The 14812-nt window shown below is 37.4% G+C and carries 9 protein-coding genes and 2 tRNA genes; 3 read left to right on the top strand and 8 right to left on the bottom strand.

Annotation, left to right across the window (positions count from 1 at the left end; genetic code table 11):
* Together MM214_RS17920 and MM214_RS17925 are read right to left on the bottom strand one after the other, a co-directional pair.
* A partial coding sequence (locus MM214_RS17920; protein ID WP_241297551.1) for a DUF11 domain-containing protein occupies window positions 1-1623 on the bottom strand: 1623 nt, incomplete at its 3' end.
* 72 nt (window positions 1624-1695) lie between these two features.
* Window positions 1696-6201 (bottom strand): hypothetical protein, encoded by a 4506-nt coding sequence (locus tag MM214_RS17925; RefSeq protein ID WP_241297552.1) that lies wholly within the window; start codon window positions 6199-6201, stop codon window positions 1696-1698.
* Between the two features lie 914 nt (window positions 6202-7115).
* Between MM214_RS17925 and mnmA the strand changes: the two genes are divergently transcribed.
* From mnmA to MM214_RS17940, 3 genes are all read left to right on the top strand, one after another.
* Window positions 7116-8327, top strand: a complete 1212-nt coding sequence (mnmA, locus tag MM214_RS17930; RefSeq protein WP_241297553.1) for a tRNA 2-thiouridine(34) synthase MnmA — start codon at window positions 7116-7118, stop codon at window positions 8325-8327.
* An 18-nt stretch (window positions 8328-8345) separates the two neighbouring features.
* A complete protein-coding gene (locus MM214_RS17935) occupies window positions 8346-9089 on the top strand; it encodes a pseudouridine synthase (RefSeq protein WP_241297554.1) in 744 nt (247 codons plus the stop codon).
* A 99-nt stretch (window positions 9090-9188) separates the two neighbouring features.
* A complete protein-coding gene (locus MM214_RS17940; RefSeq protein WP_241297555.1) occupies window positions 9189-10676 on the top strand; it encodes a M28 family peptidase in 1488 nt (495 codons plus the stop codon).
* A gap of 108 nt (window positions 10677-10784) precedes the next feature.
* Here the strand turns inward: MM214_RS17940 and MM214_RS17945 are convergent, their stop codons facing one another.
* The 6 genes from MM214_RS17945 to MM214_RS17970 form a co-directional block, all read right to left on the bottom strand.
* Window positions 10785-11345: a 1-acyl-sn-glycerol-3-phosphate acyltransferase gene (locus MM214_RS17945; protein ID WP_241297556.1), complete on the bottom strand. Its 561-nt coding sequence runs from the start codon at window positions 11343-11345 to the stop codon at window positions 10785-10787.
* An 11-nt stretch (window positions 11346-11356) separates the two neighbouring features.
* Window positions 11357-12142: a patatin-like phospholipase family protein gene (locus MM214_RS17950; protein WP_241297557.1), complete on the bottom strand. Its 786-nt coding sequence runs from the start codon at window positions 12140-12142 to the stop codon at window positions 11357-11359.
* Window positions 12132-12977, bottom strand: a complete 846-nt coding sequence (locus tag MM214_RS17955; RefSeq protein ID WP_241297558.1) for an MBL fold metallo-hydrolase — start codon at window positions 12975-12977, stop codon at window positions 12132-12134. The genes MM214_RS17950 and MM214_RS17955 overlap by 11 nt, the downstream gene beginning before the upstream one ends.
* Window positions 12978-13070: 93 nt before the next feature.
* Window positions 13071-14018: an acetyl-CoA carboxylase carboxyltransferase subunit alpha gene (locus MM214_RS17960; protein ID WP_241297559.1), complete on the bottom strand. Its 948-nt coding sequence runs from the start codon at window positions 14016-14018 to the stop codon at window positions 13071-13073.
* 172 nt (window positions 14019-14190) lie between these two features.
* Window positions 14191-14264 (bottom strand) — tRNA-Asp (locus MM214_RS17965).
* 57 nt (window positions 14265-14321) lie between these two features.
* Window positions 14322-14395, bottom strand: a tRNA-Asp gene (locus tag MM214_RS17970).
* Between the last annotated feature and the right edge of the window lie 417 nt (window positions 14396-14812).

Raw genomic sequence — 14812 nt, forward strand, 5'->3', positions numbered from 1 at the left:
TCCATTGTCTGATACATATGCATAGCCAGAGGGCAACTGGTCAGTTACTACTACGCCTGTTGCTGCACTTGGTCCTGCATTGCTTGCTGTTAAGGTAAAGACAACATTGCTGCCTACATTCGGTGTCAGATCATCCACTGTCTTGTTGATAGACAAATCAGCGGACGGACATGGTGGTAAAATAATTACATTGACACCTGAGGTAGAAAAATCTGTATTGAAGCATCCATTGATAGTATCAAAGAAAAACGCATAATAGCTTCCAGAAACTGTAACATCCTCTGGATTGGATAGCTGAGAACCAATCTGACGATCTTGAGTACTAAACCACTGTAGCTCGACACCTGATGGAAGCGTGCCAATAAATAGATCATTCAAATTAACCGATTGTGGGGTATTTGTACAACCTAAAGCACCCGCACTATTATTTGCAAGATTTAAATCAAAGTTATCTCCACTAATTGTAGCTTGATTAAAATAATTATTTTGAATAGATATTATTTGGGCATTGATTTCTAAAGTATGACTACCACCAGTAGCTAGGGTACCTATATTCCAAATCCCAGTGACTGGATCATAGGTAATATCACCATTAGAAGCTGTGTGATTGTTATAAGTATATCCAGCAGGGAGGAGATCAAGCACTTGAACATTGCTATCGTTGCTTGGTCCATCATTTGAAGCAACTATTGAAAAAGTAACAATATCCCCGACAGTAGGATTAGGATCGCTAGCTGTTTTGGATACCCTAAGGTCAGATTCTAAAGCAGAAAGGCCAAAACCAAAAAGTTCTCCAAAAAATGAATCGTCGGTACTTGCCCATGCTTGTCCTGAAGTATTCCCTCTGAGAAATACCTGAAAAGTCAGAGAAGATATTGAATTACCTTCAACAAGAACTGATCCTTTACCAGATGAATCGCCTGTACTTGTAGGACTACTCGCCCCATTATTGATTTGTTGTACTCCCCCTAGAGTCTGAATAACTAGAGCCGAGGACCCCGAGAGCTTGGACAAGGTGATAGGTGTAGAACTTTCTACTAAATCAAATTCCGCAGAAAAACCAAGCGCATTTAAATTTCCACCAAGTCCTTGAAAATGTATAACTGGATTGGATACTGGTCTATTAAATGTAAGGGTAAGGTCAGCCATATATTCCCTTTGATTAGTAGGAATACCTGCGATTCTTAGAGGAGCATTGAATATCCTCATATTGATTACATGATTGGCATTGATATCAATCCCACTACCAACCACAGATCCCGAACCTGTAAAGTCAGCATTTGAAGGTGAGCCTGATGCCTCTGAATGAGAACTAAAAATTGGCTGTGGATCGACTGATTGACCAAAGAATACAGCACCATTCAATGGTATTCCATTAAAATTGTATTGCTGATTGGTGATAGAGGCTGTGACCGACAGTGCTGGATCATAGGTGTCAAAAGCATTACCAATAGGATTATTAATATTATTTCTAAACCTTATAGTCGTCTCAGTAACAGGACCATTTCCAATAGGATTTCCATCGCCTAAAGCAAACTCTAAAGCAGGATTCTGCGCCTCAACAGCACTAAATATCCCCATAAAGATGGTTAAGAGAATCGCTTTATAGAAAGTCTTATTCATAGCTTTATTTAATCCTACCTCTATAATATCATGATGAATAAATGTTTAAATTAGCCAAACTAATACGGTGTTTTATTGATTATTTATCACACTTCCGCTTAGTGGCACCTGATCATTTCCTGCATTACAAAGGATTAGTTGTCCTGCCTCCGATATGATAATGCACCTGTAATTGATGTGATTCACTTCTACTCTATATAGATTTCCAGCCTCGGCATTTTCAATCACTGTAAATGAATAACTGGATGATGTAGCCCCTGTAATCAGCGAGTAGGTATTTCCGTCATCTGAACTTACGAACCACTGGAACTGTAATTCAGGAGAGACATTTATTCCAAAAGGTGCGGAATAATCTGGAACTCCAGATACAAAGGTTGTCGTATTCACAGCACTCGCAATGACATCAAATGTAGCTACTTCCCCAACTGCCAATTCTAAATCCAAAGGTGACCTGCTTAAAGTGATTTGAGTAGCTATGACTTCATTTCCCGTAGGAGCTTGCCCTCCATTTGCTTGATTAGGGACGCCATTTCCATCCACACCCCCTATAAGCATACCATCAGAATCAACATCAGCTTGGCTAAATCCGCCGCTTGCCTCTAAAGCATCTGGACAACCGTCATTGTCAGAATCTAAATCCAAATGATCTGGAATACCATCCCCATCTGTATCTATAGAACTACAAACAAGAGCCTCGAATTGAGCAATAGTAGCAGTTCCGTTTCCATTGGTGTCATAGTATCCAATTTCAAAATAAGAAATCAGGTAACCTTCAAAATTGAAATCAATAGTGCCTTCTCTATTATTATTTGGAACCTGAGCATTTGTAGCTCTAAACTCATTACCAAAAAGTGTTATAATAGTATTAGGATATAAACTATATGTCCTATTATTAATTAATGGAATTGGTTGGCCAAATTGATTATATGCATTAAAAACAATGACATCTCCATGATCGACGTCGTGAATTCTAAACTTGAAATCACGAACAGGATTATCAAATGTAAATGTTAATACTATTCTATTATCAAATGAATTAGCTCCTGTTGAACCACCTGGCTGTCCTATTCGCAAACCTGGTTCACCCAAGAAGTGATTATCATTAATAGAATTTGAGGTCAAAGCTGATACATTATTTGATACCGCTACCGATAATATAGATTCTCCAAATACAACATTGTTATCATTGATCCAATCAGTGCCTGTCCCACCTGAAAATGTGGAGTAATCAGTCATAACTCGATTGCATTCATAACCCTCGTCGACATCAAGAATCCCATCATTATCTTTATCTAAATCACAACCATCTGGTATCCCATCTCCATCGCTGTCAACATTATCATCATAGCCTGGACAAACATCCTCATCATTGATCACACCATCTCCATCATCATCACATTTACCAGAAGTTACACTGGGATCTCGAGAGCTTCCAAAAGATTGCCCTGCACCCGCAAGAATTGGTATACCTGTAGATGGATCTACAGAACCGATAAGCCTTCCTTCAAAATCCACTTGATTTGCTAGAAAGCTACCACCACCTTCTAAAGCATCTGGACAGCCGTCATTGTCAGAATCCAAATCCAAATGATCTGGAATACCATCTCCATCGGTATCTAAAAACGAACAACGCTTGAATAAAGGAATTTGATCATCAAAAAAAAGTGTCCCGCTGAAAGATGTAGCGTTATATAGATAGTATCTGATAAAATAGGTAGTATTTGATTCCAAAACTATATCAGAACCTATAAAATCAACATAATCTCGAAAGCCAGTATAACCAACCCAAGCATCCTGAACTACAGTTTGGACGCTGGTATCAAAAGTTGGATCAGTGCTTATCAACATACTAAACTGATAAGGAAAAAGCTGGGACGCATTGGGGTTTGCACCGGGATTAAAAGCATCCTCCTCGATCCAAAGCTGTGTACCCGAAAGAAACGTAGTGGTATTCGCAGGAAAAGAAGTGGTGGTAAATGACATTGCTATAAAATCATTATTAGAAATTGCACCAACTAGATTAGGTTGATTTACAAATGAATTTTGAATTTGAAGACTTGTAGATGGTGAAGTACTCAAAAAAGAAGTTAATCCTGGACCATCAACCTGATTGGTAGCGGAAGCGACAAAGGTAGAAGATGCATTTACAAAAGGGACACGCGTCTGAGGTATAGTGTTATAAAACCACCCCAACTCATTATCAGTGAGAGGACTACAGATATAGCCTTCATCAGTATCTAAAATCCCATCATTATCCTTATCTTGATCACATAAATCGCTTATTCCATCTCCATCTGTATCGACATTTCCAGAGGACATTGGATCACATGGATTTATGGGTGATGCATTGACAGTAGCCATATTATTAGCTTGACTAAGATCTAGGTTATTCCCATTTAAAGACACTTCATTTTCGTAGTCTCCACTTGAATTAACTGTTGCAGTAATAATTAATGTTCTTGAGGCTCCATTGTTAAGTGTACCGATATTCCAAAGCCCAGTGTTGGGATTGTAAGTTCCTCCCCCTAATGACACGCTATGACTGACATATTGATAACCTGATGGCAAAGTCTCGTGAACTTGAACACCTGTATCATTATCTGGTCCATTATTATTAGCGACTATAGTAAACCCAATATTTTCTCCGAAACTTGGAGTCCCTTTACTTATAGTTTTGCTGATTGATAAATCGGAAATTGGGCAATTTTGCACTTCAACAGACCGCATACCTATATCCCTAACCTCTGTTCCATCACTACCAGCAATAAAAGTAAAAAGTAAGGTACCTGAGTTAGGAACTCCTTGTGGTAAAACAATTGCTAAATTTGAGTTTGAGGATTTTGTTGAATTAGATGTAACTAATGGAAGATTAGATAAGTTTACAGTTGCTCCATTTTGAGCAACTACTGATGGTGAAGTTGTGTTATTTACAATGACTGAAGAAATGGTAGCATAAACAGTACCTGCATAGGATATATTAAAAACAAAGCCTCCAGTACTACCATTTTGTGTGGTTCTATACCAATATAGGTTGTTTAAATAAATGGTAGTCACACCATTTATATTTGTTAGATTTTGAGAAAGTGTTGTGGTTGTACCATTATCTCGCCTAAATTCTAAACCATTTGCATTTAAGTTTACTCTTCCTGTAAATATTCCCCAAATGCCTGATGAAGCATAGGTACCTCCCACTATCCAATCAGGAACTGTGTTCGTATTACCTCCTGAAGTAGGAAAAACACCATTGGTAACTCTATTAACTGTATTCGTACAAGGAAAAAACGCAGGAAAAGCTATTGCTTCATTATCATTTAAGTTAGGATCACTATTTGACCCACTTATTGTGGCAACATTAGTATAATTTCCACTTCCATTTACTTGAGCTGTTATAGTTAGAATTCTTGAATCTCCATTGTTAAGGTTTCCAATATTCCATAAACCAGTGCCTGGTGTGTATGTCCCGCCACCCGAGGAAACTGTATGAGAAACGTATGAATAACCATCAGGTAATAAATCCTCTACCTGCACGCCTGAATCATTACTTGGTCCGTTGTTGGTAGCTATTACTGTGAATATCACATTATCACCTACTACAGGTATAGTGTTGTTAATCGTTTTCGTAACAGATAAATTAGATTCTCCGAGTGACACACTCAACAAGAATCCATCTCCTGCATGATAATTTTGGTCGGTTGGTGTCGGACCATTCCATGAGGTTCCTCCAGAAAAATTACCTACTTGAGCGGTGATGAAACTCCTAAATGTAATACTTGTGATATTTGTGCCATTAACTCGTACTGAACCACTTGCTGCTCCGGTACCAGTAGTTGCTGTAAAAGCCGCAGCACTATTTCTAATTTGGGTATCGTTTGGAATACTAAACTCAGGTGATCCAGACAGCCTAGTCAAGGACAATCCTGCTGTAATCAAATCTAGCTCTACCGATAATCTCGTGTATATGTTCGCCCCATTACCAGATGTACCTCCTAAACCTACAAAATGTAGAATCGGATTGTTCACTGGTGAGTTAAATGTCAAAACTATGTCAGCCTGCTGATAACTAACTGGGTTACCAGGGGTAGGTAAAGCAGCATTTGATTCATACAAAGGTCTTATGCTTGAAAGAATTTCGACACCATAATTTGAACTTGACATGCCTTCACTTCCAGAAATTGACGTACCACCGAAAGACCTAAAATGAGTAGCATTTGCAGCTCCTAATGCCCCTGTTCCCATTAATGGTTCAAATATTACTCTTGGGGAAGGAGATGAAGAACTAGAAGTACCTTGAGCTCCAAAAAATACGCCTACATTCGGGGCCACCGACATGGTTCTTTGCTGATTAGTCAAAGAAAATGTAACCGTCTTGGTAGGTGTAAAAGCACTAAATGTATTACCTGTGGGGTTGTCGGTATTATTTAAGAAAGTTACAACAACAGGGCTGATACTAGGACCATTTGTAATTGGACTTACAGATGAAATATTGAATTCCAATGCAGGGTTACTTTGTGAAAGTACTGCTTGAGAAATGAATACTAAAATGATAATTTTAATTAGATGAAAATAAAGTTTTATCATAGTTCAATGTGTTCATACATCCAATAGACTGACATTTTTTATGAGATTACTTATTCAGTTAAAGACCTGATAGGTGAAAAGTAGGATGATGTTAAATTTAATTGTACTTATCCTCTCCTCTTCACTTATTGACATCAGTTGTACATTCACTAGGCTTTAATAGGTGTTTAATGAAATTCTTACTAGAATCATTACTTTTTCATCCTAACCATTATCTATTTAATAGGTAATTAATTTTCAAAACCCGGGTATCTTGGGAAAAATAATTTAAATACCAAGAAGTATATAAGCATATTTAATAGGTATAAAATGTAATCATTGGAATACATTCATAGACCTATTAAGGGCTTAAAAATTCTTTCAATAAGGATATTACTATTTTGAATTAATCTACTTTCTGCAATTCATTAATTGCTTTTGATAAATTAATGAGTCATTTTTCTTTATCTTGAAGTGACAACAGGATGGGTAATTTTTTTGGATGATTATCTAGCCTGTTTTAATCTACTTCCTTTGAATTTCAATTTAAGAATAGGGTTTTCTGAAATTGGGCGAATAAATAGTTTATTATCAATAGATTAAACTACAATACAAAAATAAATTATTGAATCCTTTATATCACTTTTTAGTTATACGCAAGATTACTCATGAATACTCAACCATGAATGTTTACAATTTTTATAGGAAATTTTAAAAATTAAAACAAAATATTTATAATCCTCTTTCTAAAAAAACAATATATAGTATTGATGGGTATATATTTTTAAATAAAACCATATAGTTAATACCTAATTCAATTCTAAAATGAAAAAACATCAAATTCTTTTACCTTTGTAGAACCTTTCCACAGCATACTGGTGTTAGAAATCATCATTAAATCCTCATGGACCTTGACCCCATGAAAATTTAAACTCATGAATCAAAGAAAAAGAGTGGTAGTCGGTCTATCCGGCGGAGTTGATAGCTCTGTAGCAGCTTATCTTCTCAAAGAACAAGGCTATGAAGTCATAGGAATGTTCATGAAAAATTGGCACGATGAAAGTGTCACCATTTCAAACGAATGTCCATGGATGGAGGATAGCACCGATGCAATGCTGGTGGCAGAAAAGCTAGGAATTCCTTTTCAAGCAATAGACTTAAGTGAAGAATATAGAGCTAGGATAGTAGACTATATGTTTGCAGAATATAAAGCAGGTCGAACACCAAATCCTGATATCCTTTGTAATCGAGAGATCAAATTTGATATTTTTCTCAAAGCGGCACAAAAACTTAAGGCTGATTTTGTAGCTACTGGACATTATTGTCAGAAAGGAGAGATTAGTATCGAAGGAAAACCAGTGTATCAGCTATTAGCTGGAGCAGACCCCAACAAAGATCAAAGCTATTTCTTATGTCAGCTAAATCAAGAGCAGCTTTCCAAAGCTTTGTTTCCAATCGGCCACCTACAAAAACCCGAGGTAAGGAAAATCGCTAAAGAGCAAGACTTGATTACTGCGGACAAAAAAGACAGCCAAGGCTTATGCTTTATAGGAAAAGTTCGATTACCAGACTTTCTACAACAACAATTGAAACCTAAAAAAGGAGAGATACTTGTCATTCCCGAGGATCTTCCTGTGTATAAAGGTACGACGCTACCCGAAAATCGAGCATTCGAAAACCTAGACAATGAACAATTAGATGCTATTTGTCTACCTATACACTATAACATCACCCAAGGAAAAACAATTGGTGAGCATCATGGTGCCCACTACTTCACTGTGGGTCAGCGAAAAGGACTCCAAGTAGGTGGCACTGGAAAGCCCTTATTTGTCATAGCTACTGATACTACTGATAATGTGATTTATACAGGATTGGGAGAAACGCATCCTGGATTATTAAGAAATGGACTTTTTGTGAAGCAAGAAGATGTTCATTGGATAAGAGAAGACTTGAGACTTAAAGTGGGTGAATCTACAAGGTATCAAGCACGAATCCGATACAGACAGCCACTTGTGGGAGCTACTTTGATCCAAAGGTCAAATGGTCTGTATGTCATATTTGATTTGGCACAAAAAGGAATAGCTTCAGGACAGTTTGTAGCTTGGTATAAAGACCAAGAAAGCATAGGTTCAGGAACAATCTTCTAATATCAAGTCTTCATTATTATGATAAACTACTCATCACTTGAGATCCTTTTTGAAGATGAAAATTATATTGCGATCAACAAGCCCGCGGGTTTGTTGGTCCATAAAACCAAAATAGCTAATGATCCCAATCCTAAATTTGCCTTACAACTTCTACGAGATCAGATAGGCCAACGCGTATACCCTTTGCACCGAATAGACAGACCTACTTCTGGAATATTACTTTTTGGCAAATCTGCTGAAGCCGCTGCCTTACTGCAACCAATATTTGCAACCACTCAAATCAAAAAAGGCTACCTATGTCTTGTCCGTGGAATTCCAAAAGATTCTCATTTTATAATTGATCACCCGCTCAAAAAAGAATTTGATGGGACTCTCCAAGACAGTGTTACTGAGTTTTGGAAGCTAGCAGAAGCAGAGATTCCGTATGCATCTACTACACGGTATCCTACTAGCCGTTATGCCTTATTGAAGGCTTATCCTCATACAGGCAGGATGCATCAAATCAGAAGGCATTTGGCACATGCTAGGCATTACATTATTGGAGACAGTACCCATGGTGAAAATAAGCAAAACAGATTTTTCCGAGAGACTTTTGACCTAAATAATTTAATGCTCCATGCAGCATATTTGTCATTTCCACATCCTATTTCGGATATAGAGATAAGAATATCAGCACCGATTCCAAGGCATTTTATAAACGTATTGGAGCAAATGGATATTCAATTTGATGAAATTTCAGCATCTAAGTTGATTTTCAATTGAAATTATATCCATTAATGAACAATCTTTAAGTATAGTCTTGAAAGGACTTGGCTGGTCAAAAGTAAATCTCTATCTTCAATTTAGAAACACAAATATAAAATGAAGAGAAAAAGTTTAGTTTTAGGCATGTGCCTTCTTTTGGCATCGCCATGCACATATGCTCAAGGAGGAAAAGCTGCCATTGAATCAAATTTTGATGAAAAGGAATCCTTGTCTCATTTCCGGTACTTGGCCTCGGATGAGCTTATGGGGAGAGACCCTATTAGACCAGAGATAGATGCAGCAGCAAGATTTATAGCAGAGCAATTTTGGAAATATGGTGCCAAAGAAATCGATGGTGCAAATGGTTACTATCAACATATACCTTTCAGATTATCCACACCACCTAAAAAAGGAGAGATCATGTTAGGAAGCACGAAATTTCAACAAGGTGAAGATTTACTTGTCTTAGATGGCCCTGCTATCAATGGAGAGCATGAACTAGTCGTGATCGGTCATGGGCTTGAGGCTGATTATGAAGGGAAAAATGTAAAAGGCAAAATCGTGATCACCAATGTCGGTGCACCTGATAGGCTAAGCCCATCAGATCTTTTTGCAGTAGGAAGAGAAAAATTGGCTTTGGCCCAAGCTAATGGAGCCATTGGGATCATAGAAATGTATAATATACCTTCTGTGCCTTGGAATCTTATAGCAAGATCATTGAACAGAACCCAACTTACCATAGATCAAAGCAAAGGTGCTACGACCATTCCCTACATTTGGCTCAAAGACCTAAGCAACACCCATATCAATGCCATAGGAAAAGGACAAATCAAATCAGCAAGTGTAGAGGTGGTAGGTAAAGTAAACAAAGACATTATAGGCAAAAATGTGGTTGCAATCATAGAAGGCACTGATTCAATACTCAAAGATGAGTATGTCATGCTATCTGCACATTATGATCACATAGGTGTAGGTACTCCAAATGCCGAAGGTGATTCTATTTACAATGGAGCAAGGGATAATGCCGTCGGTACTGTAGCTGTCATCAATGCCGCTCGATATTTTGCAGAGAATCCACCAAAAAGATCTATTTTACTTTGTGCTTGGACGGCTGAAGAAAAAGGATTGCTTGGAAGTCGATATTTCTCTGACAACCCTTTGATCCCATTAGATAAAATCATCTATAACCTTAATATCGACAATGGAGGTTACAATGATACTTCTATCATCACAGTCATAGGTTTTGGAAGGACTTCGGTTGATCCACTTATCGCAGAAGCAACGGCAGAGTTCGGGCTAAGGACTACAGCTGATCCATCACCAGAACAAGGGCTTTATGATCGATCTGACAATGTGAATTTTGCTAGAAAAGGTATACCTTCACCTACATTTTCTTTAGGTTTCAACGCATTTGATGATGAGATCAATAAATACTACCATCAGCCAGGTGATGAAGTAGACAATTTCGACCTTGATTACGCTATCAAATACTGGAAATCCTACATCCTGACCGCTGAAAAAATAGCAAATAATCTAAAAAGACCTACATGGAAAGCTGGAGATAAATATGAAGAGGCTGCAAAAGCACTATACGGCTCAAATTAAAAAAATGAGTACATCTGTAAAGATTCATGTAAGAAATAGAAGGTTTTTCTAGATTCAGATATTAATATTGGACGCAATAGGTATTGATCCAAAATAAGACAATAAGTTTTATCTAATCCCTTGATCAGGATATTTCCCAGTGACATTGCGTCCAAAAGCTTTCATCTCTTCAATTTGATCATCCATATTTCCATTTGGAATGATGATAGGCCCTATACCAGCCTCTTTCTTCTTATAATCAAGATAGCCTACTACAATCGGTACATTTGCACCTAAAGCAATATGATAGAAGCCAGATTTCCATTTTGGGGCATAGCTTCTAGTACCTTCTGGTGTGACCATCATCACTAGCTCATCAGACTCCTTAAGCAGATTTATCATCAACTCTGTATAAGTCTGTTTCCGCTTCCCCGCTGTCTTTTTTCGATCTATGGCAATGCCTCCCAAACCTTTGATTAACCAACCCAATGGACCTACCATCACTTCTTTTTTGATGGTAAATTTGACTGGTACATCCATTAAATAAAAAGCAGCTCTTGCATAAAGCAAATCCCAGTTGCTGGTGTGAGGGATTGCAATCAACACAGCTTTTGTCATTGATTTTGGCCAAGTAGAAACAAATTTCCAGCCTGTCAACCAAAATACTACCCTAGAAAGGAACTTCATCATATCAATTAATATTAAGCTAATTTTCCCAATTCACGAAAATCTTCGTGTTCTTCAATAAACTTCAATGCTGCCTGATAGCCTGCATCATAGATTTCACCAGCCTTTTTGATATCAAAGACACCATACTTTGCTAGTCCCTTTGGTTCAATAAAAAAATCACACTTATTCTTTCTGCTGTAAACATTGTAATTCATTGACATGATTACGGTGCGTTCAATCAGATTTTTGATATTGGTAATGTTATGTTCTTCTGGCAAGTGATTACAATTCACTCCAATTATCACATCGCAAACACCCTCATGAGGTTCTACAGGCATATTGTTCAAAACTCCTCCATCTACATAATATCGCCCATCTATCTCGATAGGATCAAACATCCCTGGTATGCATGATGAAGCCATTACAGCTTTGATAAGTGGTCCTTTTGAAAAATACACTACCTTTCCTCTTTTGATATCGGTAGCTGCTACAGTGAGCGGTATGCCAAGTGAAGCAAAATCATCTTCACTGAAGTATTTCTCAAACAAAGCTACGACGGTGTCCATTCTAAATATTCCTGTCCAGCTGATAGCAGGACGCATAAACTTAAAATAATTGGTCGTAACTATTGCATCAAATATCTCATCTGCCTTATACCCTTTACAGTACATAGCACCTGCTATTGCTCCTGCACTACTTCCACTGACTTGGTCTGGTTTGATCCCAAACTCATCCAGTGCTTTGATTACACCCAAATGGGCAATCCCCCTGATACCGCCTCCAGAGAAGGCTAATCCTATCCGCTGTTTAGATTTCATCAAGTCTGAATGTTTGATCTAATCTTACACCCTTATCTGTCATCTTCACGGTACAGCATTCGTTTACTGGGTCATGCTCCAAAAATATAACATACTCTTTTTCAGCAGCTTCAACAAGAAACTTTTGCTTTTCATCTAAAGTTAATAGAGGTCTTGTATCATAACCCATCACATATGGAAGTGGAATATGTCCAACAGATGGCAACAAATCTGCTGCAAATACAACCGTCTTTCCTTTGTAGCTTATTTTAGGAATCATTTGCTTATCTGTATGCCCATCTACAGTAAAGAAGTCAAACCCATCCATAAATTGACCACTCTTCAACTCTAGAAATTCTAACTGCCCGCTTTGCTGCATTGGCAATATGTTTTCTTTCAGAAAAGAAGCTTTTTCTCTCGCATTCGGCTGAGTGGCCCATTCCCAATGGTCTTTGTTTGACCAATATTTAGCATTTTCAAACACAGTTACCAAATCAGTACTACCATCATGCTTATATTTCACTCCCCCTCCGCAATGGTCAAAGTGCAAGTGCGTCAAAAAATTGTCTGTAATATCCCCGAAATCTAAACCTGCTTTGTGTAATGAACTTGCTAATGTCTCATCTCCATGTAGATAATAGTGTGAGAAAAATTTAGCATCTTGTTTATCTCCTATTCCATTATCAATAAGAACTACTCTATTTCCTTGCGCAACAAGTAGCGATCTCATAGCCCATGTACATAGGTTATTTTCATCTGAAGGATTCGTTCTTGACCAAAGTGACTTTGGAACAACTCCAAACATCGCCCCCCCATCCAATTTAAAAAAACCGGTATTGATTACTTGTAAGTTCATAAATCAAGGTAATTGGTGAAAACAAAAATCCCATAAAAACTACCATTGCGCAGATACAAAATGATAGCTATTATGGGATTTGGATACATATTTCTACTCTACGAAAACGCCCATTCCACAGAACTTATCAATTCTTTGGTCAATTCTTTTTTCTGGCTTAATCTTATCTAACTCTTTTAATGCATCTAGTATGGCTGTCTTGATAGTTTTAGCCATTAATTTCATATCCTTGTGCGCTCCACCCAATGGCTCATTAATAATACCATCTACCAGGCCATTCTTTTGCATATCATTGGCAGTAAGCTTCAGTGCTTCAGCAGCTTGTTCTTTATAATCCCAACTTCTCCAAAGTATGGATGAACAGGATTCTGGTGAAATTACAGAGTACCAGGTATTCTCAAGCATCAACACTTTATCTCCGATAGCTATACCTAATGCACCTCCAGATGCTCCTTCGCCTATGATGATACAGATCACAGGAACCTTTAGCATAAACATTTCTTTGATATTTCTAGCAATGGCTTCACCTTGTCCTCGCTCCTCGGCCTCCAAACCAGGAAATGCACCCGGAGTATCGATCAAAGTAACGATAGGCTTTCCAAACTTTTCAGCCATTTTCATCAAGCGTAGTGCTTTTCTGTATCCTTCTGGATTTGCCATCCCAAAGTTTCTCTCTTGGCGCTGTTTGGTATTTCTACCTTTCTGTTGACCAATGAACATAACCGATCTTCCATCAAGATCACCTAAGCCACCAATCATAGCTTTATCATCTTTTACAGATCTATCTCCATGAAGTTCTATGAAGTCATTGGTCATTTCATAAATATAGTCCAATGCATAAGGTCTATCTGCATGTCTAGAAAGCTGCACTCGCTGCCATCTAGTCAAATTTTGGAAAGTTTCCTTTTTCAAAGTTTGTATTTTTTCTTCCAATGACTGAATATCAGCAGACAAATCAATGTTTCTCCCTTTAGCCAAGTCCTTCATTTCCTGCAACTTGCTCTCAAGATCAGCAATTGGTTTTTCAAATTCTAATACCATATGTAGCGTTTTTGACAAAGACAAAGATAAAAATATTCTCGCTAAGTAAAACACTTTTATCCAACACACTGAAAGCTAAATGGATTTTTTTATGGACTGAAATCTAAAAATCAAAAATCACTGACTAACAACAATAATCAAAAAAAAAGTCTCAAGAAACACTTGAGACTTGCGGAATGGACGGGACTCGAACCCGCGACCTCCTGCGTGACAGGCAGGCATTCTAACCAGCTGAACTACCACTCCATAAATTTTTGAGTCTTTTATTTTTTATTATTTGCAACTCAACAACAAATAACGATGCGGAATGGACGGGACTCGAACCCGCGACCTCCTGCGTGACAGGCAGGCATTCTAACCAGCTGAACTACCACTCCATTTACAATAAATCTAGATATAATAAACTTTTTAATAAATGATCACCTTAAAATGACTTACTAAAATAGCTACTATTTTTGATTTATTTTCTACTCCTCGATTGAAGTGATGCAAAGGTAGTGTTTTGATGGCTTATCGCAAAGTTTGTTTCAAAAAAATTATCCTACTATTCTATATCAATCTTAAATTCAAGTAAATAATTTTTCAAAATCTATTCGATATTCATGATTTCCTACCCAAATCTAAATGTTTTTGTACATTTTCTTCCTAAAAGGAGAAATAGATTTGTGCCAAAATGGTTGAAACAAATGTTTAATTACCTGAAACTATTCTTCCGTCAGAGTGGCGACAGTTAGGATTAATTCTTCGTGAAATAAATCGGAATATGTAGAATTATTTTTTTTGATCTATCTTTA

It is taken from the genome of Belliella kenyensis, assembly GCF_022549675.1.
Lineage (GTDB): Bacteria > Bacteroidota > Bacteroidia > Cytophagales > Cyclobacteriaceae > Belliella > Belliella kenyensis.

What these genes read in the sequence shown, in the direction of transcription:
- MM214_RS17925 (WP_241297552.1), bottom strand. Translation starts at nt 6,201, where the DNA reads ATGATAAAACTTTATTTTCATCTAATTAAAATTATCATTTTAGTATTC.
- mnmA (WP_241297553.1), top strand. Translation starts at nt 7,116, where the DNA reads ATGAATCAAAGAAAAAGAGTGGTAGTCGGTCTATCCGGCGGAGTTGAT.
- MM214_RS17935 (WP_241297554.1), top strand. Translation starts at nt 8,346, where the DNA reads ATGATAAACTACTCATCACTTGAGATCCTTTTTGAAGATGAAAATTAT.
- MM214_RS17940 (WP_241297555.1), top strand. Translation starts at nt 9,189, where the DNA reads ATGAAGAGAAAAAGTTTAGTTTTAGGCATGTGCCTTCTTTTGGCATCG.
- MM214_RS17945 (WP_241297556.1), bottom strand. Translation starts at nt 11,345, where the DNA reads ATGATGAAGTTCCTTTCTAGGGTAGTATTTTGGTTGACAGGCTGGAAA.
- MM214_RS17950 (WP_241297557.1), bottom strand. Translation starts at nt 12,142, where the DNA reads ATGAAATCTAAACAGCGGATAGGATTAGCCTTCTCTGGAGGCGGTATC.
- MM214_RS17955 (WP_241297558.1), bottom strand. Translation starts at nt 12,977, where the DNA reads ATGAACTTACAAGTAATCAATACCGGTTTTTTTAAATTGGATGGGGGG.
- MM214_RS17960 (WP_241297559.1), bottom strand. Translation starts at nt 14,018, where the DNA reads ATGGTATTAGAATTTGAAAAACCAATTGCTGATCTTGAGAGCAAGTTG.